Genomic DNA, 22,661 nt, shown 5'->3' with positions numbered 1-22,661 from the left:
GGGATAGGTAATGAATGAAACGATTTTAGAACGCTCAGAAGGACGGGTAAGTTATCATGATTCAGTAGAGGAAATGTTGCCTAGAATTCGAGAAGACGGAATGTCCAATGTTTTTGATCGCTGGGCTAAACAGGAAAAAATTCGCTGTAATTTTTGTTTACAAGGATTAAGCTGTCAACAGTGTTCACAGGGTCCTTGCCGGATCAGTGAGAAAGGTGGGCAGGACAAAGGAGTCTGCGGAATCGGGCCGGATGCCATGGCTATGAGAAAGCTGTTACTGCAAAATATAATGGGGGCAGGAACCTATAGTCATCACGCTTATGAGGCTTTTCGCACTCTTCGGGCAACGGGTGAGGGAAAAACACCGTTTAAAATTACTGATCCTAATAAATTGAAGTGGATGTGTGAGACGCTCGGCATTAACGCCAATCAAGATGTCAATCAGATGGCCATTCAATTGGCAGATTTGCTTAATCATCAAATGAACATTGGAACAGAAGAGCCCAATCTCATGGTTGAAGCATTTGCTCCCAAAAGAGAAAGCAGGTCTGGAGAGACCTACATATTTATCCGGCAGGTGCAGTTCATGAAGAACAGAACTCTGTGGCGAGCTGTTTAACGAATGTTGATGGAGATTATGTTTCCTTAGCGCTTAAAGCCTTGCGTTTAGGGCTGGCTACGATTTATAATGCCCAGATCGGGCTGGAAATGGTTCAGGATATTTTATTTGGCACTCCTCAACCGCATGAGGTAACCGTCGATTTAGGAATTATGGACCCGGATTACATCAATATCGTCTTTAATGGGCACCAACCATGGGCGGGCGTTGCAACCATTCAAAAGGCCAGAATCCCCGAAATCCAAGCTAAGGCTAAAGCGGCAGGGGCGAAAGGGGTAAGAATCGTTGGTTCTATCGAAACCGGGCAGGAATTGATTCAAAGGTTTGAAATGGATGATGTTTTCGTAGGGCTTATGGGGAATTGGCTCTCTATAGAACCTCTTCTAGCCACGGGGACTGTCGATGTTCTGGCTATGGAGGAGAACTGTTCTCCTCCGGCTATTGATATGTATGCAGAGAAATATCAGGTCACTCTGGTGAGTGTCAGTACAATTATCGGAGTTCCGGGACTAGAACATAAAATTCCGTATCACCCCAGTGATGTTGAAAGCATGGCGGATCAGCTTATTAATTTAGGTATTGAAAATTTTAAAAAGCGCCATGGAAAAATTGTCGCCAAGGTTCCAAAGATTACCCAAAAAGCGATTGCAGGATTTTCTACGGAAGCAGTCTTGGGAGCTCTAGGCAACAAGCTTGATCCTCTTGTCGATGTCATTGCCGCCGGCAAGATCAAAGGAGTTGTGGCTTTAGCGAACTGTTCCACCTTAAGAAATGGCCCACAAGACTGGAACACTGTGAACCTAACGAAGGAATTAATTAAAAAAGATATCTTGGTCGTAGCTGGCGGCTGTGGCAATCATGCTCTGGAAGTGGCAGGTCTTTGCAACCTTGATGCTATTAATATGGCTGGTAAAGGGTTAGGAGAAGTATGCAGCGCTTTAAAGATTCCGCCGGTCTTGAGTTTTGGTACCTGTACGGATACGGGCAGAATTTCTATGTTGGTCACAGCACTGGCAGATCATCTGGACGTCGATATCCCTCAGTTACCGATCGCTGTGACAGCCCCTGAATGGATGGAGCAAAAAGCCACGATTGATGGTGTGTTCGCTGTCGCTTATGGTGCCTATACCCATCTATCTCCGACTCCCTTTGTTACAGGGGCGCCCCAACTCGTGAAGCTCTTGACTCAGGATGTCGAAGGGCTAACTGGAGGGAAGATCGCTCTTGGAGACGATCCTGTGGAAGTTGCCAATAATATTGAAAGCCATATTTTAGCTAAGAGGAAAGGGTTAGGGCTAAGCTAATTGATCCCAAGAAACGTTGAGATGAGGACATAAGGGAAACACTAAAATTGGCCGTACTTCCCAGTGAAAAACGATAAATAGGTGGATAGATCAGTTACAGGATCTATCCACCTATTGTTATCTTTAGATGCCTATGGCTCGTGAATTGTTTTACCCACAACGTAAGGGCATTTAAAGCATGTGAAAGACGCCATAGAAACGATTGCACAACAAATTGTTAAAACAAGTCTTACCTCCGATAATCAGGCTGCTGCCACTGAACAAATCGCCGCGACAATCGATGATATCTTAAGTGTCACTAAGCAACTTTTCGACATGGCCAGAATCGACACTATGGCAGAGGCCTAGGAGAAGGATAAGGGTAAGGGTAGGTAATATCTGAAACCTATTGACAAGCATGCTGTTTCGATAGCTTTCTTTGAGGTGCTTGCATCGAGAGAACTTTATCCCTTTGTGTTATAATATTGAGAGTTTAGATTTACTCATAAAGGTGGAAACAGCATGCCCAAGTCCTCTCTGACCAAAAAAGCGCTGGCAACCTCTTTGAAACATTTAATGGAGAAGATCCCTTTAAATAAAATCACTGTTCAAGAAATTGTTGACGATTGCGAGCTTAATCGGCAAACGTTCTATTATCATTTTCAGGATATTTTTGATTTATTAGGCTGGATCTATAAAACAGAGGCCGTCGAGAGTATCGCCGATTCCAAAACTTATACTACTTGGGAAGATGGCTTTTTAAAGATTTTCCTATATATTGAGAGAAACAAAGCCTTTTGTCACAATACGCTCAATTCTTTAGGAAGAGATCATCTCGACTCCTTTCTGCATTCGATTGCCTTTGGTTTGCTGATTGGTGTTGTCGATGAAGTATCTCAAGGTATGAACGTGAAGGACGAGGATAAAACCTTCATGGCTAATTTCTATACATTGGCATTTATAGGTTTGGTAATTCAATGGATGAAAACAGAGATGAAAGAAAAGCCCGAAGTCATAATTGAAAAGCTGAGTGAGCTGGTGGAAGGTAATTTCGTCAGTGCATTACGGAGATATGAAAAGAAGCAGTTATAACCGAGATGGTTGTCGCTGCTTTTTGTATCAAATACACGAAAGGAACTAGACAATTCTTAGCCTATGTATGGATTTTAAACATCATGGCTTTATTGTTCATAGTCATTTGAGCTTCCAAACGGTATAAATAAGGTGTCAGTTCTAATGAGAAACTGAGACTAACGATTTGGAGGAGAATAATGATGAAGGAAAGTTATGAAAACAAGCATGTTTACTTTATCGGCGGCGGCTTGGCGTCCCTTGCTGGTGCTGTTTATTTGATTAGGGATGGTGGTTTTCCCGGTAAGGCTATTCATATTATTGAAGAGATGAACATTGTCGGGGGAAGTAATGACGGAGCTGGGGACCCCGAGCAAGGATATGTAATCCGTGGCGGCAGAATGCTCAATGATGAAGCGTATGAAAATACTTGGGAACTGTTAAGTTCGATTCCCTCTCTAAGTAACCCTGATAAGTCTGTGCGTGCTGAAATCGTAGAATTCGATACGGCGCATCCCACCCATGCTAAGGCGAGACTAGTTAATAAGAACGCGGAGATTGAAGATGTCATGTCAATGGGGTTCGATTTAAGCGATCGCCTAGCAATGGCCAAACTTATAATGACTGCTGAGGAAAAAATGGGTAAAGCTAGAATCAAGGATTGGTTTGGACCGCATTTTTTCGCGACTAACTTCTGGTATATGTGGGCGACCACCTTTGCTTTTCAACCATGGCACAGTGCGGTCGAATTTAAACGCTACATGATTCGTTTTATGCATGAATTTCGCAGGATCCAGACACTGGAAGGAGTCACTAGGACTCCGTATAATCAATACGACTCCATTATTCTTCCTTTAAAAAAGTATTTAGATCAACATGGGGTTGACTTTAACCTGAAATGCTCAGTTACGGATCTTGACTTTAAAGATTTGGACGGCATTACGGTTACAGGGATTCACTATACCCAAAAGAATGAACAGGGTATGATCAAGGTTAATGACGGAGATCGGGTTATTATAACGAATGGTTCCATGACGGATGGTTACAGCCTTGGTTCTATGACTCAAGCCCCTGTCTTAAAGGGCAAAGGGAACTCATGGAATCTATGGGATAGGATTGCTCAGAAAAAGCCGGGTTTAGGAAACCCAGCATCGTTTGATGAGGACATTGACGGTTCTAAGTGGGAATCTTTCACGGTCACGTGTCAGAATTCCAAGTTTTTTGATTTGATGGAAAAATTTTCTCGTAACAAAGCAGGATCAGGTGCTTTAGTGACCTTTAAGGATTCAAGTTGGTTTATGTCAATCGTGTTGGCTCACCAACCTCACTTCCTGAATCAGCCGGAAAGCGTTAAAGTTTTCTGGGGATACGGGCTATATCCTGACAACATCGGAGATTATGTGAAGAAGAAGATGAGTGAATGCTCCGGTGAAGAGATACTGACAGAGCTCTTAAATCATCTGAAATTTGAGGAAGATAGAGATGAAATACTCACTACGGCCAATTGCGTCCCCTGCATGATGCCCTTCATAACCTCCCAGTTTATGCCGAGAGCATTGGGTGACCGCCCACAGGTTGTGCCGGAGGGATCAACGAATCTGGCCTTTGTCGGTCAGTTCTGTGAGATTCCGGATGATGTAGTCTTCACAGAAGAATACTCCGTGCGTGCTGCAAGAATCGCTGTTTACAAGCTTTTTGGTATTCAAAAAGAAATTTCTCCCATAAGTCAGTATCAGTATGATATTCGAACATTGTTTAGCGCATTTATCACTTCCTATAGATAGGGAAGCGTGAAAGTTAAGGAAGTTGGAGACGCACAAAGAGGAAGAAACAGAATGTCATGTGCTTCCTCTTTGTGCTTATGTATGTGATTGTAAGTGGGCTAAGGACCTATGGGAGTTATCCGAACTGTGTACATATCTCTTTTTACCAAGCAATTTTTGAGGTTGCAAATTATTGTTTTTTTCTTTAATTTCGGATGCAAGATTTTGGGGGTGATTAATTTCTAAGGTTAAATTTTTAGGCTTAAATAAACGGCTATCTCCTAAATTGACTGCAATAGTAATTTTCGTCATACCAAACACAAGATGGGATATAAAAGTGGCGATTGCATCTTCAGGTTTTACAGGGTATATTGCCGTTGCACCAAGTTTAGAAAAGACTCCGTATAGTGCAGCCCATTCGGCTGCCCCTAATCCAGCTCCTTTTAACAGAAGCTTATCTTTCCCCATAAGAGTAAGCCAATATATACAGGTTACTCCAAGCCCTGCAGCAATCATATTGTCAGCAATAATCCCCACAGCTCTCCCAGATGGGGATGCAACTCTGGACTTTTTCAAGAAAATTCCGGCTGCGGTTGTATAACCATTCGTTTTCGTATAACCAATTTTAGTAAAAACCTGTTCTGTTATTATTTTAGCGATATTCCCCCCCAGACCTGATATGAGACCTAACCAAAACCTATCATTTATCTTTCTCATACATATCACCTCTAATTTCTAACATTAGTTTTCCCTGCTTTACGAGAACTATTACATTTGCTAGCAGCATTTATGGAAAAGATACGTTCAAAATAAGGTTTAGATAAGAATAAAAGGGGGCGTTGCAAAACGAACTAAAATAGTTCGTAAGCAACGCCCCTTTTCCTACTAGAAACAAAACTGCAGGTCCCAAAGAACCCGCAGTTGTCGTATAATTTGAGTTATGCTAACAACCAAATTACACTCTAAAAATTATACTGAATTAAGTGGACACTATCAATTAGTTCTACCATTTAATTTTGATGTGTTAATACCGGAGGATGACTCAGTTCGACTGCTAAGCCACATTTTGGAGGGATTGAATTACGAAGCGTTGTATCAGGCCTACTCTTCCACTGGAAGAAAACCTGTAGTCGAACCCAAAATCCTGTTCAAAGTAGTAGCCTATGCCTATATGAACAACATTTACTCAAGCCGCAAGATTGAAGTTGCTTGTAAAAGAGACATTAACTTCATGTGGTTGTTGGAAGGATGCAAGGCACCAGACCACAGCACCCTTGCTCGATTTCGGAAGAACTATTTAAAGGAATCCATAGAAGACCTCTTTTTCCAAATGGTGACGTATTTACACAAGCTTGGGGAAGTAGAGTTTAAGAACCTTTTTGTCGATGGAACAAAAATTGAAGCCAATGCTAACCGTTATACGTTTGTCTGGAAGAAAGTCGTTACTAAGAATGAGACCAAAATGTTCTTGAAAATTCAATCCTGTCTTGAGGAGATCAATTTGACCTATCTAAAGGACTTCAAGGCAACCAAAGAAACGTTACTTAAGGACCTTAAGGCGGCCCTCTCCTACCTAGAAGAAAAACGTCAGCAAGAGCAGATTGAATTTGTCCATGGTATTGGAAAACGGAAATCAAAGCTACAAAAGTTTACAGAAGACCTGAAGGAATTCTATACCCGTCAAGAAAAGTACAACAGACATCACCAATTCTTCGAAGGAAGAAATAGCTACTCCAAAACCGATCCTGATGCGACCTTCATGCATATGAAAGATGACCATATGCGCAACGCTCAGTTAAAGCCGGCTTACAATGTTCAGATTGGCGTGGAAAGTGAATATGTAACAGGGGTTGGGATTTTCCAGGATCGTAACGACATAGCCACACTCATCCCTTTCTTAAACACGCTGGAATCTAAACTACAGGCCCATTATGAAAATGTTACTGCAGACTCTGGTTATGAGAGTGAGGAGAATTATCTTTATCTCGAAGGGAAAAAGCAGACCTGCTACATAAAGCCGCAAACCTATGAACAATGGAAAAAGAAACGCTTCAAAAAGGATATCAGCAAGCGAGAAAACATGGTTTACAATGCAGAAATGGATGAATACACCTGTCATAACGGAAAACAACTCAAACTAGTGGGAATTACCCATCGAACATCGGCAACGGGCTACCGATCTGAAATCACGATCTATGAATGTGAAGACTGCCGTGATTGTCCTTGTAAAAGTCAATGTACAAAAGCTAAAGGCAATCGAAGAATGCAAGTATCTAAAACGTTTGTGGCCAAACGCCAGGTATCGTACGGAAACATTACCACCGAAAAAGGGAGACTACTCAGAGTAAATCGATCCATACAGGTCGAAGGAGCCTTTGGGGTACTCAAAAATGACTATAACTTTAATCGCTTTTTGACACGAGGTAAAAACAGTGTAAAAACTGAATTTATGCTGCTGTGTTTTGGGTATAACGTGAATAAACTTCACGCTAAAATACAGAATGAACGAATTGGTAAACCCCTTCATCCATTAAAAACGGCTTAAAAAGGGGTCGAAAAAACAGTCTCATCTAGAAGGCTTATTTTGCTATACACAAATTTAAGTAGAAAATAGAGATTGAGCATTGCAATCAAACCACTTAATATTTTCCACAGTAAAAAGAAATGGGGAGCATCGCTTGCTACTTCAAAATAGTAGTTTTGCGACACTCCCTTCTTTCCTTGCACCACATAGGCTATTTAGCGTCCACCAAGATCATAAGGCGTTTCTTGATAGACATAATAATTCAACCAGTTCTGAAAAAGTAAATTTGTGTGGGAACGCCACTTGTGAACGGGGGTCTTTGCGGGGTCGTTGCTGGGAAAATAGTTTTTGGGGAAAGTAATAGGCAGACCTTTGGCGAGATCACGGTCGTATTCTTCCTTCAGGGTTAATGCATCGTACTCAGAGTGCCCTGAAACAAACACCTGACGCCCGTCTTTAGAAACCACAATATAGACTCCGGCTTCGTCGGATTCGGACAGAATCTCTAACTCCGGGTGCTTAGCAAGATCACTGCGTTTGATTTCCGTGTGGCGGGAATGGGGAACGTAGAATTCGTCGTCGAAACCCCGCAGGAGCTGTGAGCCATTGAGGCCGCTTTTATTAACATCGTGTTGAAAGATACCGAACATCTTTTCCGTCAAAGGGTATTTGGGGATACCATAGTGATGATACAAGCCTGCTTGGGACCCCCAGCAGATGTGAAACGTGGAGGTAACATGGGTTTTTGTCCAGTCCATAATGGTCTGAAGGTCGCTCCAGTAGGTTACCTCTTCAAATTCCAGATGTTCTACAGGTGCTCCGGTGATGATCATACCGTCGTAGTTGTGATTTTTGATATCATTGAAGCTTTTGTAAAAAGCATCCAAGTGTTCTTGAGAGGTGTTTTTGGAAAGATGACTTTCGATCCGCAAAAGAGTGATTTCGACCTGTAAAGGAGAATTTCCGAGAAGTCTCAATAGTTGAGTTTCAGTGGTTTCTTTGCGGGGCATAAGATTGAGGATCACAATTTTCAGCGGGCGGATATCTTGGTGATAAGCGCGTTCATCTCCCATGACGAAGATGTTTTCGCGGTTGAGTATCTCCATGGCCGGTAAATGTTCAGGAACTTTGATAGGCATATAAACTAACCACCTTTTCTAGGCACGAGGCTCAATGTGCGAAGTACGAAATTCAACATCCGGATATTGAACATCGATCGGTCGACGATGAGTTATGTCTCTAGCTTTATTATTATGGTCTCCGGCTAGCCAGTAAGGCAAGCTCTGCTCAAGTTTTGAGCCGCGATATCCCTTTAACTTCTTTGACTGGCGTGTAAGGCTTGGTCTAGGTCATATAGGAGGTCATCGATCGTCTCTAAACCGATGGAGAGGCGGATCATATCGGGTGAAATCCCGGCGGCGCGTTGGGATTCTTCATCAAGTTGCTGATGCGTGGTGCTAGCCGGGTGGATGACCAGAGATTTGGCATCTCCTACGTTGGCTAAATGTGAGAACAATTTTAGAGCGTTAATGAATTTTTCTCCTTCTTTAAGACCACCTTTGACTCCGAAGGTAAAGATTGCTCCGGAACCTTTGGGTAAATACTTCTGGGCAAGGGCGTGGTAAGGGCTATTGGTTAGACTTGGGTAATTAACCCATGTGACGAATTTATGGCTATTCAGAAACTCTGCCGCTTTTTGGGCGTTAGCAACGTGTCTGTCCATACGGAGGGGGAGGGTTTCTAAACCCTGTAAAAACAAGAAGGAGTTAAATGGAGAAAGCGCTGCTCCAGTGTCCCGCAGCAGGGAGACCCGAGCTTTAGTGATAAAGGCTGCCTTACCGCAGGCTTCGGTATAGACGATGCCATGGTAGCTGGGATCGGGCTCACTCAGTCCGGGGAATTTGCCGTTATCCCAAGCGAAGTTTCCAGAGTCGATAATGACTCCTCCTATCGAAGTACCATGTCCGCCGATAAATTTAGTGGCAGAGTGAACAACGATATCAGCGTCATGCTCGATGGGCCGGCATAAATAAGGAGAGGCAAAGGTATTGTCTACGATCAGAGGAAGGCCATTTTCGTGGGCGATATCGGCAAGTTCCGTTAGGTCAGCGACATTAATTTGAGGATTGCCGATGGTTTCAGTATATAAGGCTTTAGTCCGCTCTGTGATTTTAGCTCGGAATTCCTCCGGCTTATCACCATTGACAAAGTGGACTTTGATCCCTAGTTTTGCAAAAGTATAGGCAAACAGAGTGTAGGTACCACCATAGAGAGAGCCTGAGGCAATAATTTCATCCCCTGCTTGGGCAATATTGAGAATGGCATACGTAATTGCTGCTTGACCTGATGATGTTGCGAGTGCCCCAACTCCGCCTTCTAGAAGGGCCAGGCGCTGTTCAAAAACATCTTGGGTAGGGTTCATAATCCGAGAATAGATGTTGCCTGGTTCTTTTAATGAAAAGAGGTTAGCTGCGTGCTCAGTGTCGTTGAAAACAAAGGAAGACGTTTGGTATATCGGTACGGCTCGGGCGTTGGTTGCTGAATCTGGGTTTTGTCCTCCATGCAAAGAAATGGTTTCAAATCCTAATTGACGTTCTTGAGTCATCGTAAATTCCTCCCTTTAATATGCTGATTTTCTTCGGGTTGATGATTTTTACCTATGTCTTATCATAGGTATTCGGGGAATCAAGTTTATCCCTTGGTAGGATGGGTAAGTTCGGTGGGAGTTTCGATAGTAAATAAAAACGGCCGCTTCAGAGAAGCGGCCGTTACATTATTTAACACGCTACTCTCATCTCTCAGAACCTATTTATTGGTTCTGTTGGAATTAGCACCTCATAGCTGAGCTATAGGTTGCCGGGCATCATAGGGCCAGTCCCTCCGCCGCTCTTGATAAGAGAAATTAATATTTAGTTGTCTCAAATGGATTATAGCTACTATAAAACAAAGCGGAGTCCGTGTCAAGTAGGAAAATAATGGCTGATCACGCCTTAGCTTTTCTGATCAACCTAAGGTTATGGCTTTTAGAGATTATCCATTGCTACAGACAACATCAGCTTTATCCGATTGAGCTGATTAACTTCGCTTGCTCCCGGATCATAGTCGATCGGGGCGATGTTTGCCCCTGGGTAGGAGCGGCGGATCTCTCGGAACATACCTTTCCCTGTGATATGATTCGGCAAGCAGGCAAAGGGCTGCAAACACACAATATTGTTGACCCCACTTCGAATCAATTCGACCATCTCTCCTGTAAGGAACCAGCCTTCTCCCGATTGGTTGGAAAGCGAGAGATGGTTTTGGGCATACTTAGCTATCTCATCAATAGGTTTGGGGGCGGTGAAGCGTATACTGGCTTCAAGGGCTTTTTTCATCTCACGTCGATAGGACTCGATCCGGCCGATAGAAAAATTACCGGAAACCATACTCCAAAATTTTCCTGACAATTGCTCATACTTGATACGATTATCAAAGGCGCCGTATAAAAGGAAGTCTGCAAGATCGGGGACAACGGCTTCAGCGCCTTCGGCTTCCAGCAGTTCCACAATGTTATTGTTTGCTGTGGGGTGAAACTTAACGAGGATTTCTCCGACTACGCCAACCTTCGGTTTGATCCAATCTTCGTGAATGGGAAGATTGTCGAAGTCCGTAACGATCCGACGAACGTTTTGGATAAAGTCCTTTCGTTTGCCGGTTTTCAGGGATTCCTGGCATTGTTTAACCCATTTATCATACAAACGATTGGCCGAACCTGGAATAAGTTCATAAGGGCGTATCTTGTAGAGGACGCGCATCAGAAGGTCTCCGTAAACCAAACCCTGCATAAGCTTTCTAAAGATCGAAAGGGTAATTTTAAAGCCCGGATTCTGTTCTAAACTTGAGGAGTTTCCCGTGTTTAAGGCCACAACGGGGACATGTTCCATATGGGCGTCCGCTAAAGCTTTACGGATGAAAGCGATATAATTCGTGGCTCGACACCCTCCGCCGGTTTGGGAGATGATCACGGAGGTGTTGCTTAAATCATAGTTGCCCGAACCTAAGGCCTTCATGATTTGTCCGACGACAATAATAGCAGGGTAGCAAGCATCGTTATGAACGTATTTCAGGCCTTCGTCAATGGCGGATTTATCAACGGAAGGTAAAATTTCCAGGCGATAGCCTGCCATTTCAAAGCCGGTCTGGAGAAACTGAAAGTGAATAGGGGACATCTGGGGAACTAAAAGGGTATGGGTCTTTTTCATTTCTTTGGTAAAAATCACACGTGGGCGTTTGGTGATGAGTTTTTCTGGGATCACGTTCCGTTTATCACGTTCTTGGATGGCGGCAATTAAAGAACGCACACGGATTCGAGCAGCCCCTAAATTGTTAATTTCGTCAATCTTCAAAACGGTATAGATCTTTCCGTAGGACTCAATGATTTCCTTAACCTGATCTGTGGTGACCGCATCCAGGCCGCAGCCGAAGGATGTCAATTGGATCAATTCTAGAGACTTCTGTTGGGCTACATAGCTCGCGGCAGCATATAATCTGGTATGATATACCCATTGATCTACAATACGCAGGGGGCGCTCAACCTGGCCCAAATGGTTAATAGAGTCTTCCGCCAAAACTGCAAATCCGTACGCTTGAATCATTTCTGGTATTCCGTGATTAATTTCCGGATCAATGTGATAGGGCCTCCCACCCAGGACAATTCCTTTAAGTTGATGGTCTTGGATATACTGGAGGGCTTCTTCTCCCTTTTTTTGCACATCGTTTCGATACTTGTCTAATTCAGCATAGGCCTTTTCCATTGCCTTGAGGATTTCAGGTTTGGGGATTCCTTCCGGAGCTAACTCTTGAATTAAACGTTTGCCCATTCTGCGAGGGTTATCGATGGGCAGGAAAGGGTGATAAAAGGTTATATTAGGGGTTCGGAGAATATCCATGTTGGCATTAATGGTTTCAGGATATGATGTGACGATAGGGCAATTGTAGTGATTATTGGAGTCGGGATCTTCAGTGCGATTATAAGGAATACAAGGGTAAAATAGTTTGGTTACCCCTTTTTTCACTAAATCTGCAAGATGACCATGGGCCAGCTTAGCGGGGTAGCAAGCGGATTCTGAAGGGATTGTGTCCATGCCGAGCTCATAGAGCGGTTTTGAAGATCGACCCGAAAGGATGACACGATAGTTCAATTCTGTAAAGAAGGTGAACCAGAAGGGGTAATCTTCATAAACGTTCAAAACTCTAGGAATCCCGATGGTTCCTCTCGTGGCTTGTGATGGAGCTAAAGGAGTATAATTAAAGACTCGTTTATATTTATAGGCAAAAAGGTTAGGAATTTCAGATTTTACGATGGTTTTGCCTTCTCCTCGTTCGCAACGATTTCCGGAAAAAAATTCGTTGCCGTTGGAGAAACGCCGAATCGTAACAAGACAGTTATTTCCGCACAATCCACAGCGCTTCATGGTGGTTTCCGAAGAGAGTTCTTGGAGCTCTTCTAAAGGTAAGAGAGTTGTTCGATGACCTGACACAAAGCGCTCTTTAGCAAGCAAGGCAGCTCCGAAGGCACCCATAATCCCAGCAATATCAGGACGCACGACGTCACGTTGGGCAAGCTGCTCAAGGGCTCTGAGGACTGTGTCGTTATAGAATGTTCCTCCTTGGACGACGATCCTTTTCCCGAGTTCATCAGCGTTCCTCAAACGGATTACTTTGAACAGGGCGTTTTTAATGACGGAAATGGAGATACCGGCTGAAATATCACTAACCTCTGCGCCTTCTTTCTGAACTTGTTTGACTTTGGAGTTCATAAAGACGGTACAACGTGTCCCTAGATCTACGGGATGCTTAGCTTCCAGTCCGATCTTGGCAAATTCTTGGACACTCATATTGAGAGATTGAGCAAAAGTCTCCACAAAAGAGCCACATCCTGATGAGCAGGCTTCATTCAAGGTGATAGACTCGATGACCCCATTGCGAATGACGAGACTTTTCATGTCCTGACCACCAATGTCCAGAACAAAATCAACACCCGGCAAGAAAAAGTTAGCAGCCGTGTAATGAGCGACAGTTTCAATTTCACCGATGTCAACTTTTAGTGCGGCTTTGATGAGATGTTCTCCGTAACCGGTAACGGTCGAATTGATAATCGTAATATTTGGATTGAGCTTACCGTAAAGAGTCTTAAGGGCTTCCATGGTAGATTCCAAAGGATTTCCCTGATTGCTGCCGTAGAAGGAATAAAGCAAGCCACCCTCATCATCAATCAGGGCTAGTTTTGTTGTCGTTGACCCTGCGTCGATTCCCAGGTAGGCATTTCCCGAATAGCTCTCTAAATCCACGCGCTTAACCTTGTGCTGAGCGTGTCTCTGTTTAAAGGACTCATAGTCTTCGGAGTCTTTAAACAAGGGGCGGAGATCCACATTGTCCTCATTGGTGATTTTATAAATCATGGGAGCGCGCTCATAGAGACACTCCTGCGTAAAGGGTTCTTGATCACGAGACGAAAGCGCAGCGCCAATGGCCACAAAAAATTGGGAATCGTCCGGGAAAATAATGCTTTCGTCATTAAGCTGAAGGGTCTCAATAAAGCGTTTTCTTAACTCAGAAAGAAAGAATAAAGGGCCGCCTAAAAAAGCCACGTTTCCTGTGATTGGACGACCTTGAGCCAAACCACTGATCGTTTGGTTAACCACAGCCTGCAAGACTGAAACTGCAATATCTTCTTTGGCCGCTCCTTCGTTAAGGAGCGGCTGGATATCAGTTTTAGCAAAGACTCCGCAGCGTGACGCAATTGGATAGATGGTATGATAGTTTTTGGCAAGCTCATTTAACCCTTGAGCGTCCGTTTGCAACAGAGATGCCATCTGGTCGATAAAGGCTCCAGTCCCTCCTGCGCAAGTTCCATTCATTCGTTGCTCAAGCGAGTCTCCGAAATAGGTAACCTTAGCATCCTCGCCGCCAAGTTCTATGGCAGCGTCAGTTTTGGGTATGACAATCTTAATGGCATTGGAGCAGGCCATAACTTCTTGAATAAAGGGAACGTCTAATGTTTGAGAGATGTTATACCCTCCCGATCCTGTAACCATTAAGGTTAAAGGATGTCCTTGGAGAATGGTTTTGGCATCCTCGAGCATCATAACAACCGTATTACGGATATTGGAAAAATGTCTTAAATAATTTTTATAGACTATCGTCCGGTTCTCTAATACCACAATTTTTACAGTTGTGGAACCTACATCAAGTCCAATATTTAAAACTCTACTCATTTTCATCCTCCACTGGACGTATTGTGCTGAATTGTTCCTCGAAAGTCGATTATCTTGGGAGGTGGGTACAATGATTGAGCGCTTCTTCTAAAATAATTTTTACGTGCTCATCATGGATACAATAGCGTACGAGTTTGCCTTCTTTGTGAGAACGGGCCAGTCCTAAATTTTTAAGCAGGCGTAAATGGTGAGAAGCCGCAGAGACAGTTAGATCAGTAATCTGAGCGAGGTCACAAACGCATAGATTTGGTTCTTGGAGTAAGGCATAAATTATTTTCACTCGCGTTTCATCCGCAAGTGCTTTAAATATCGGCGTCACGCCCTCCATTTGGGTAAGAGAGTGAGTTAATTCACTTAAACGTTGCTGGGGAATGTGGCAATCTGGATTACAGAGGTGATGACCGAGATGATTCAAAGCGATTTCCCCTTTTTAGTTTATCTAATAAACATTATAATGATTGCTTGAATGTTTGTAAACAGTCTATTTTAAGAGGTTTTCATTACACTTTAATCTGAAGTCTCGATCTTAAGCCTTAATTGAAACGAGTTCATTTGTAACAACTTTTTAAATCCCTATAAAAATCTCCTATTCTTCTTTATGCCAAGTTATGAAATATAGGACAACGATGCCTAAATTTTGGAAGTCCATATACTCTAGCATATAGTTGTACATAAATTTCTGTGTTGCAAAAGTACAGATATTGTGTTATTTTTCATATGAATATATAGTCATATGAGCATGGATGTATTTTGGAGGTGAGACTATGCCAGAACAAGCATCTCTAGAAGAACGAGTGAAGTACCGCATTGAGGGAGAATTTTGTGCTAATTGTTCAGCCAAAATGGAGAGAGTGCTCAGTGCGACGGAAGGAATAGGGGAAACAAAAATCAATTTTGCGGCCAAAACGGTTTTTCTGCCTCCTTCAAGAGTTGCCCAGGCTCAGGCTATCATGGAGAAAATAGAAGCAGGAGTAAAACTTGTCCCGATCCAAATGAAGAAAGAAACGGCTGCTTCAGACAACGCCAGCGCAGCTAAGGAAATGAAACAAAGGCTTATACGTGTTGTTTCTGCGTGTTTGCTGTTTGTTGTGGGTCTAGGCTTTGAGGCGTATTGGAAAAACAGTTCTGGGAGAGTTCTTGAGGATTTTGTTTTATTAACGGCTTATTTTATCGTAGGTTTCAAAGTCTTAGCTAAGGCCATCCGCAATATCTCTCATGGACAAATCTTTGATGAAAACTTTCTGATGGCCTTAGCTACTGTTGGAGCAATCGCTATCCGGGCTTTGCCCGAAGCTGTCGCAGTTATGCTTTTCTACTCAGTCGGTGAATTTTTAGAAGAGCAGGCTGTAAATCGTTCCCGCCATTCTATTCAGGCCTTGCTGAATTTTCGGCCGGAGTATGCCAATCTTATATATCAGCTGGATGTGATCAAAGCGGACCCTGAAGAAATCCAGGTCGGTCAGCTGATTTTAGCTCGACCGGGAGAAAAAATTCCTTTAGACGGCCAAATTGTCCACGGAAGTTCGTATGTTGATACATCGGCACTGACAGGGGAATCTGTACCCAGAAAAGTTGAGGTCGGTGACACTGTTCTCGCTGGGATGATTAATACGACGGGAGTCCTGAGGATACGTGTCACAAAAGTGTTTGCTGAGTCGTCCGTACAAAAAATCTTAGACTTAGTTGAGAATGCCAGCACTCACAAAGCAAGTACAGAAAAGTTTATTACGGCCTTTGCACGCTATTACACCCCTGCTGTTGTAGCGGCAGCTTTAGGGATATTCTTGGTGCCTTCGCTTTTGTTTGGCGGGAATTTTCAAGAATGGCTTTATAGAGCGTTGACAATCTTGGTTATTTCTTGCCCCTGCGCTCTGGTGATTTCAGTACCTTTAGGTTATTTTGGCGGGATCGGCGGTGCTTCACGCCATGGGGTTCTGATCAAAGGTGCTAACTACTTAGAAGCATTGACAGATATTCGTACTGTAGTGTTTGACAAGACAGGAACTTTGACGGAAGGAATCTTCCAAGTTGCAGACATCAACCCGGCACAGGGGTTTACCCAGACGGAGCTCTTAGAAATAGCTGCCAGTGCGGAAACTCATTCCTCTCATCCTATAGCAGTATCAATTCGTGAAAAATATGGGAAAGAAACGAACGGCAATAATTTAACAGATATACTAAGCTACGAAGAAGTAAGCGGTAAAGGGATTCAAGCCCAACTGAACGGAAAAACTGTGTTGGTGGGAAAAGCAGAATTATTGGAGCATGCCGGGATACCAATGCCAAGACTGATGAGTCATAAGGATCCGGGGACTAAGGTGTACATCTCGGTAGACGGAGATTATGCGGGGTACTTGACGATTTCAGATCGGGTGAAGGCAGATTCCCGAGAAACAATTCTTCGCCTGAACCAGATGGGTATGCGGACTGTGATGCTTACAGGAGATAATTCAGGTGTTGCTGGAGCGGTCGCCGAAGAAATAGCCGTAAGTGAATATCATTCCAATTTGATGCCGGAGGATAAAGTTTTTTGGCTTAAATCACTCAGTCAAGATACCAAGCGAGGTAAAGTAGCGTTTATGGGTGATGGAATTAATGACGCTCCTGTCTTGACATTAGCAGATGTGGGGATTGCTATGGGGGGCCTAGGATCAGATGCAGCGATAGAAGCTGCGGATGTCGTGTTCATGGAAGATCGACCAAGCAAGCTCTTAGAGGCTATTGATATTGCACGGTACACCAAGAAAATCATTTGGCAAAATATTGGATTTGCCTTGGGTATAAAGATGTTAGTTATTTTACTGGCGGTCTTCGGACTGGCGAATATGTGGATCGCGATTTTCGCTGACGAAGGCGTTGCCTTATTGGCTATTATGAATGCAATGCGGGTCAGAAGGTATAATCATCTAAAAAGAACCTCTCTCAGAAACTGACTTTCTTAGCGCGAGCGGGAAAGCAGCGGATTGCTTGGATTTTGATTCGAAACAGGCGTCTAAAGCTGTTTACAAATAAAAAAGCAGGTGAGGATAAGTGCAGCGTTTCTGCTATCTGGATCAGATATAGTGGCAGTAAGTTAGCACTCTATGTTAAAATGAAGGTACGCAAGGATCATTTTAATTGGGGTGAAAGCATGATTGCGAAACATTCAGTGGCTCATGTCTCTGCCGATATACATGAAACTGTAGAAGATGCCGTATGTGACATTCTATGTGTACATCATGAGGTGATTGATAAATATGCCAAACAATTGATTACCCTTGATAGGGCGAACAGTTTGGCCGAATTATTTAAAACGCTGGGTGATCCGACAAGAATCAGAATTATGGATGCCCTGGCAAAATCGGAATTCTGTGTTTGTGATTTGGCCGAATTATTAGGCTTAAGCCAATCCGCAACTTCCCACCAACTGCGGGTACTTAGAAATAACGATCTTGTCAAATATCGGCGTGAGGGGAAGATGGTTTACTATTCTATGCATGACTCTCATGTTTCAGAACTTTATCGCCAGGGATTGGAGCATATCGATGAAGGTTAATCTGGCAACGTGTTTAGCACGATAGTTATAGCTATCTGAAAGAAGTAGGCAAATAAGGAAACCTCGAACAGTTGTTTCGGGGTTTCCTTGTTTTGGTTACGAGTAATGATAAGGATAAGAGGGATAAAAGGATTCGTCTGGTTAGAAAATAACCAAAGAGATTAATGCCCCGGCGATTATGATCCATAGGGTATCAATTTTGGTAAATCGCTGTATTCCAAAAGCTGCTAAGGCTAGGCTGCATGTAGGCCAATCAACTAATGAACTGCCCGTCAATTTAATAATAACGGCCCAAAGCGTCCCGAAAAATGCTGCTACTATCCCGCTAATAACCATTTTAACGTTTTCAACCTTGCCGGCACGAGAATAAAGATCAGAAATAACATTGACAATAGTAAACGAAGGCAGGTACATATTGGCTAAAGCCAGCGCTGCCCCAAATATACCTGCCACTTTATAGCCGATAAAGGCGGAAATTACTGTGACTGGACCAGGCGTAAGCAAGCTTAAAGCTAAAGCGACCCCGAATTCTTTGTCCGTCACAAAGTGATATTGATGAACCATAGCATCCTGAATGAACGGCAACATGGCATATCCACTGCCAAAGGTTAATCCACCGATCCCAAATAAAGTGTTGCCAAGATTGCGGAAGGTAGGATTCCTAAAATTAAGGGCAAAATTGAAAACCAAGAGCACAGCGAGCATCAATAACATCCCCGCGTACTTTTTCTTGCTAAACTCATGTTTGATCACTAAGGCATCTTTGGAAGCAGACTTTTTAGCAGCCCAAAACTTTTTATTCATAACGGCACTCCAACCGGTAAATTTATAGGTCAGAATAGCGAACAGGAGGCTGACTGCTCCTGCTGCTAAAAGAAGGCCGTAAATATTTACTTTCAGCAAATACACCATGATAAACCCGCCTACTGCTAGGATTGTCAATTGTGGAGTGTTTACTCCTTTTTTCCATAGATCTAAGATGGTATTTAGAACAAGCCCTACAACTAAAGCGCCTACGCCTTTAAATAATGAGGATACTAAGGGAAGGTCGTTATAGTTTAGATAGAGATGAGCAAGAACGATCATAGCCACAAAACAAGGAATTACAAAAAAGATGCTAGCCACAAAGGCTCCCGGAAAACCCCTTACGAAGTATCCGATGTAGGTGTTTAGATTAACCGTCGGTGCTCCAGGCAAGAGTTGGGAAAGGGCCAAACCGTTTAGGTATTCTTCATCTGTCAGCCAGTTCTTTTTGTCTACCAAAGATTTCTTGGCTTCCCCAGAGCTGCTAGACTATAAGATACAAGTCCTATGTGAAGAAAGGTTTTAGCAATTTCTAAGAGGCTTACCAGTCGAGGTTGATTTAACGTTTGGCTAATCTTGTGTTCCGTTTTCATCATCTTGATTACCTCCCGTCACAAAGTTGTTGACGATATAATCAACAAGGAATCAGACCATATTCCTCCAGAATGGCAGAACCCAGCGGTCCTGTAAGAAGATCGACAAACGACTGAGCCAATTCCGGATGTTGGCTTTTTTTAGTTATCCCAATGGCAAATTCTATCGGCTTACCGTGCATGATGACATTAGTTCCTGGAATCTTACTTTCAACTGTTACAGATGCCTGATCATAGAAATTGGCATAAGCAGGGTTAGAAAGATTAATCTTCTCAGGTAGGACAATAGAGGGAAGCCCTAACTGTTTTGCTTCCGAGGAATATAGAAACGCATAGTCGACCTTCCCTTTCATTAAGGCCTGGGCAAGGTCCAGGGATTTAGGATAAACAGTCGAGGGTATACAGGCAGTTTCTAAGGCGGAGCATAGACCTGGCCGACCGTAATGGATTTCAGCCAATTGCCAAACCATTAGTGTTCTATAGCCACAAGGATCAAGATGATGGTCAGAATGGGCAAAACTAATTTGTGACTGAATCAACATGTCAACCCAGTTTTCTGGAGTAATCCCTGTGCCTCCTCGAGATGAAAGGGTATGACCGATAACAATTTGATCCGCGGCAAAAACAAAGTAGTTATCCACCAGATCAGGTACTAATAGCTCGGCGAACAGTGCTTGGTCAGCTAAAGCAACGATGTCATAATTTTCTCCGGCTAATAGTCGCTTGGCGCATTCCCTAGAACCAGCTCCCTTCGTTTGGACTGTTAGACAGGAGTTTTGTTCAGTGAAAAGTTTCAGGCAATGTTCAATGACATTCTGTAGTGCCCCGGCATGGATTATTCTTACAGTCTTGTGAGAACCATTCATGTTAAGTCCACCCCATCTTTCTCCTCGGCTAAAGATTCTTCAAACAGGAAATAAGCTTTTAAAAAATTCTCTAACTTCGCCTTTTGGTGGGCGATGTACTTTGCCCACACCTTTAAAGACTCTTCTCCTTGAGGTGTTAATTTATAAAGTCGCCTGCCAGGTCCTGAATCCCCGACTTCCCAATGGGATATAATCAATCCATCCTTATCCATCCGTCTTAGATTTCGATAAACGGTCGCTGCATCGGCCTCCCCGCTTCTGAACTCAACCTCATTGAGGCGTTGAATTAATTCATAGCCATGTGAAGGCTTTTGTCCTAGTAAAAGAAGTAATTCGGCTTGAATAGAACGCTCGATGGGGATAGTTAATTCGAATTTATCAATTGTCTCTTCATTCATATGTGCTCACCTCAGCTAATGTCACTGTGCATATAGGTTTATTCATTCTTATTCGTCATTCATCAAGAATATCCTTCTGTTGACTAACGAATTTATTCTTATCTAAAGTGGAGATGGGTTCGCTGTAAACTTCAGGGGAGCAAGAGTCTTTCTTGCCGCGAACTATTTTTAGGATTAGTGGTTCATCGATGGACATCAAAAAAGCCCGTTCACTTCACGGAAACGGGCTCTCATAGTAGCTTCAAAAAGATAAGCAGATGAAAGCTGAACAGAGTATTAACGTTGTTTTTCGGTCAAAATACATTATAATATTAGTAATTTCGGAGTTATGGATAAAATAATTCAAAAAGGAATTAGAGGGATTTTTATGGATGTACAGATCGTATCTATGAAGAGTGACTTTTTTAAAGCGCTAGCCCACCCTACCAGAGTCCGCATCCTCGAACGATTGGCTAAATGCGGAAATGAAGTGTGTGTTTGTGAGCTGATAGATGAACTGGGCATTGAACAATCGAATTTGTCACAACATTTGAGTATTTTGCGCAAACAGCAAATAATTACCTCGACTAAAGTAGGCTTAAAAGTCATGTATCGGATTAAATACCCTGAAGTGTTAACCATACTGGAGAACGTTCAAAGAATACTTGCCCAACAATTTCAGGAAGGGGAAGCCTTAATGAGGCATCTTGCCGATCGTTAGGAGGAATAAGATTATTAAAGCGTTATTCCAGGAATCACTGCCGGGGTATATAATCGTTGAGCGAGTTCGCTGTCGATCATAAAGAGTCCTGCTCCATCTTCTTTTATGAGGTTTAATTTATTGAGGACTCGTCCCATGTTTTCCTCTTCTTCTGCTTGTTCTGTAATATACCATTGGATAAAGATTTCTGAAGTATGATCTTTGATTTCGCGAGCTATGTCCATCAGGGAATATATTGATTGTGTTACAAATTGTTCGTGTTTTAAAGCAAGTTCGAAGACCTCGCGAGGGCTGGAAAAGTCGTTCTGAGGTTTTTGTATTTCTGTTAAAGTGACCTTACCGCCAATTTTATTCAAATAGTTAAAGAAACCTAAGGCATGATCTCGTTCTTCTTGAACTTGTACACGAAAGTAATTGGCAAACCCATCGAGATTGAGGGATGAAAAATACGCTTGCATGGCAAGATAGAAATACGCTGAAAAGAGTTCTTTGTTGATTTGTTCGTTAATAGCTTGGATCATTTTCTCGTTTTGCATTACTAGACCGCCTTTCTTTTTTGGTAATTCTTTATTAAGAGATATTCTACATCATTTGGCAAATTCCTGTTGTTTTTAATACAAATATATAATTCTTCTTAATTAAAGAAGGATTTAAATAAAGAATCGAGAATATAGAATACAGAACATGAAGTATGATCCATAATAGGGATAGAGGAGGCTTTTATAGATGTTTAACAGGATATTAGTGCCCACGGATGCATCGGAATATTCACGCCGCGCCTTTAAAACGGCTTTGGACCTTGCGCGAACGTTTCATTCTGAGATTGAGTTGCTCTTTGTAACCTATATCCCAGAAGCATATTGGGGTTACGCCGTTGCCGCAAGTTATATCATACCGCAAGAGCAAATTGAAGAGGGAGGAGACCTAGCGTTAGACGCTACGCTTGAAGGAATGGATGTCCATGATCTTGCTATAACAAAGAAAAAAATACAGGGACATCCGGCAACGGTCATAGCTTCAGAAACGGAAGCTGAGAATATTGACTTGGTGGTAATGGGGAGTCACGGATATGGACCTATTACAGGTTCAGTATTAGGCAGTGTCAGTCAAGGCGTTCTCCAGCGTGTTAAGTGTCCGGTTCTAATTGTTAAATAAATAAGAAGGGTGGTTATAAATTTCCCAATTTGTAACCACCCTTCTTATTTAAACTGCCAGAAAGTATTAATTTAACCAGGCGTCGCCGGTCATGGAT

19 protein-coding genes, 1 pseudogene and 1 riboswitch are annotated in these 22,661 nt (G+C 42.9%); of the genes and pseudogenes, 9 read left to right on the top strand and 11 right to left on the bottom strand.

Translation table 11 applies throughout. From position 1 onward, the window contains the following. The first annotated feature begins 10 nt into the window (after positions 1 to 10). The 4 genes and pseudogenes from cooS (at position 11) to VZF35_RS10705 (ending at position 4,757) form a co-directional block, all read left to right on the top strand. A pseudogene (cooS, locus tag VZF35_RS10720) lies at positions 11 to 1,923 on the top strand (anaerobic carbon-monoxide dehydrogenase catalytic subunit). 180 nt (positions 1,924 to 2,103) lie between these two features. Then, a complete protein-coding gene (locus VZF35_RS10715; protein WP_407313477.1) occupies positions 2,104 to 2,271 on the top strand; it encodes a hypothetical protein in 168 nt (55 codons plus the stop codon). Positions 2,272 to 2,424: 153 nt separating this feature from the next. After that, positions 2,425 to 2,994: a dihydroxyacetone kinase transcriptional activator DhaS gene (gene dhaS / locus VZF35_RS10710; RefSeq protein ID WP_407313475.1), complete on the top strand. Its 570-nt coding sequence runs from the start codon at positions 2,425 to 2,427 to the stop codon at positions 2,992 to 2,994. 179 nt (positions 2,995 to 3,173) lie between these two features. Further along, entirely contained in the window at positions 3,174 to 4,757 is a 1,584-nt protein-coding gene (locus tag VZF35_RS10705; protein ID WP_407313473.1) for an oleate hydratase, read from the top strand. Positions 4,758 to 4,832: 75 nt separating this feature from the next. On the opposite strand, the gene VZF35_RS10700 is transcribed toward VZF35_RS10705, so the two are convergent. Then, on the bottom strand, positions 4,833 to 5,453 hold the full coding sequence (locus VZF35_RS10700) for a hypothetical protein (RefSeq protein WP_407313471.1): 621 nt from the start codon (positions 5,451 to 5,453) through the stop codon (positions 4,833 to 4,835). A gap of 223 nt (positions 5,454 to 5,676) precedes the next feature. On the opposite strand from VZF35_RS10700, the gene VZF35_RS10695 reads away from it, so the two are divergent. After that, positions 5,677 to 7,281 (top strand): IS1182 family transposase, encoded by a 1,605-nt coding sequence (locus tag VZF35_RS10695; protein ID WP_407307550.1) that lies wholly within the window; start codon positions 5,677 to 5,679, stop codon positions 7,279 to 7,281. A gap of 194 nt (positions 7,282 to 7,475) precedes the next feature. Here the strand turns inward: VZF35_RS10695 and metA are convergent, their stop codons facing one another. From metA to VZF35_RS10675, 4 genes are all read right to left on the bottom strand, one after another. Continuing rightward, complete coding sequence (gene metA / locus VZF35_RS10690) at positions 7,476 to 8,399, bottom strand: homoserine O-acetyltransferase MetA (RefSeq protein ID WP_407313469.1); 924 nt, start codon at positions 8,397 to 8,399, stop codon at positions 7,476 to 7,478. Between the two features lie 173 nt (positions 8,400 to 8,572). Continuing rightward, positions 8,573 to 9,865 carry a homocysteine synthase gene (locus VZF35_RS10685; protein WP_407313467.1) on the bottom strand — a complete coding sequence of 431 codons (1,293 nt, stop codon included), beginning with the start codon at positions 9,863 to 9,865 and terminating at the stop codon, positions 8,573 to 8,575. A gap of 183 nt (positions 9,866 to 10,048) precedes the next feature. Continuing rightward, positions 10,049 to 10,159: riboswitch (SAM riboswitch) on the bottom strand. A 124-nt stretch (positions 10,160 to 10,283) separates the two neighbouring features. Further along, a complete protein-coding gene (locus tag VZF35_RS10680) occupies positions 10,284 to 14,513 on the bottom strand; it encodes an acyl-CoA dehydratase activase-related protein (RefSeq protein ID WP_407313465.1) in 4,230 nt (1,409 codons plus the stop codon). Positions 14,514 to 14,562: 49 nt separating this feature from the next. Then, positions 14,563 to 14,928, bottom strand: coding sequence for an ArsR/SmtB family transcription factor (locus VZF35_RS10675; RefSeq protein ID WP_407313463.1), 366 nt, complete (start codon positions 14,926 to 14,928; stop codon positions 14,563 to 14,565). A 349-nt stretch (positions 14,929 to 15,277) separates the two neighbouring features. On the opposite strand from VZF35_RS10675, the gene VZF35_RS10670 reads away from it, so the two are divergent. Continuing rightward, positions 15,278 to 17,446, top strand: coding sequence for a heavy metal translocating P-type ATPase (locus VZF35_RS10670; RefSeq protein WP_407313461.1), 2,169 nt, complete (start codon positions 15,278 to 15,280; stop codon positions 17,444 to 17,446). Between the two features lie 197 nt (positions 17,447 to 17,643). Continuing rightward, positions 17,644 to 18,048, top strand: coding sequence for an ArsR/SmtB family transcription factor (locus tag VZF35_RS10665; RefSeq protein WP_407314575.1), 405 nt, complete (start codon positions 17,644 to 17,646; stop codon positions 18,046 to 18,048). 141 nt (positions 18,049 to 18,189) lie between these two features. On the opposite strand, the gene chrA is transcribed toward VZF35_RS10665, so the two are convergent. The 5 genes from chrA to VZF35_RS10640 are packed head-to-tail and all read right to left on the bottom strand — an operon-like array spanning position 18,190 to position 20,905. Beyond that, positions 18,190 to 19,311, bottom strand: coding sequence for a chromate efflux transporter (gene chrA, locus VZF35_RS10660; protein WP_407313459.1), 1,122 nt, complete (start codon positions 19,309 to 19,311; stop codon positions 18,190 to 18,192). Beyond that, positions 19,305 to 19,448 carry a hypothetical protein gene (locus VZF35_RS10655; RefSeq protein ID WP_407313457.1) on the bottom strand — a complete coding sequence of 48 codons (144 nt, stop codon included), beginning with the start codon at positions 19,446 to 19,448 and terminating at the stop codon, positions 19,305 to 19,307. Before VZF35_RS10655 ends, chrA begins: the two co-directional genes overlap by 7 nt. 38 nt (positions 19,449 to 19,486) lie before the next feature. Beyond that, positions 19,487 to 20,311, bottom strand: coding sequence for an extracellular solute-binding protein (locus VZF35_RS10650; RefSeq protein WP_407313455.1), 825 nt, complete (start codon positions 20,309 to 20,311; stop codon positions 19,487 to 19,489). Next, positions 20,308 to 20,709 carry a PadR family transcriptional regulator gene (locus VZF35_RS10645; RefSeq protein WP_407313453.1) on the bottom strand — a complete coding sequence of 134 codons (402 nt, stop codon included), beginning with the start codon at positions 20,707 to 20,709 and terminating at the stop codon, positions 20,308 to 20,310. The genes VZF35_RS10650 and VZF35_RS10645 overlap by 4 nt, the downstream gene beginning before the upstream one ends. 55 nt (positions 20,710 to 20,764) lie before the next feature. Further along, the gene (locus VZF35_RS10640) at positions 20,765 to 20,905 is read right to left on the bottom strand and encodes a hypothetical protein (RefSeq protein ID WP_407313451.1); all 141 of its coding nucleotides are present in this window, start codon (positions 20,903 to 20,905) and stop codon (positions 20,765 to 20,767) included. 132 nt (positions 20,906 to 21,037) lie between these two features. On the opposite strand from VZF35_RS10640, the gene VZF35_RS10635 reads away from it, so the two are divergent. Then, positions 21,038 to 21,409: an ArsR/SmtB family transcription factor gene (locus tag VZF35_RS10635; RefSeq protein WP_407313449.1), complete on the top strand. Its 372-nt coding sequence runs from the start codon at positions 21,038 to 21,040 to the stop codon at positions 21,407 to 21,409. A gap of 14 nt (positions 21,410 to 21,423) precedes the next feature. Here VZF35_RS10635 and VZF35_RS10630 read toward each other — a convergent pair whose 3' ends face one another. Next, the gene (locus tag VZF35_RS10630) at positions 21,424 to 21,945 is read right to left on the bottom strand and encodes a ferritin (protein WP_407313447.1); all 522 of its coding nucleotides are present in this window, start codon (positions 21,943 to 21,945) and stop codon (positions 21,424 to 21,426) included. A 190-nt stretch (positions 21,946 to 22,135) separates the two neighbouring features. On the opposite strand from VZF35_RS10630, the gene VZF35_RS10625 reads away from it, so the two are divergent. Continuing rightward, on the top strand, positions 22,136 to 22,564 hold the full coding sequence (locus VZF35_RS10625; protein ID WP_407313445.1) for a universal stress protein: 429 nt from the start codon (positions 22,136 to 22,138) through the stop codon (positions 22,562 to 22,564). The last annotated feature ends 97 nt before the right edge of the window (positions 22,565 to 22,661 follow it).

This window comes from Desulfosporosinus paludis (assembly GCF_045689965.1).
Lineage (GTDB): Bacteria > Bacillota > Desulfitobacteriia > Desulfitobacteriales > Desulfitobacteriaceae > Desulfosporosinus > Desulfosporosinus paludis.
Note: the sequence above shows the minus strand (reverse complement) of the source record. Positions and strands in the feature narration are given on the sequence as shown.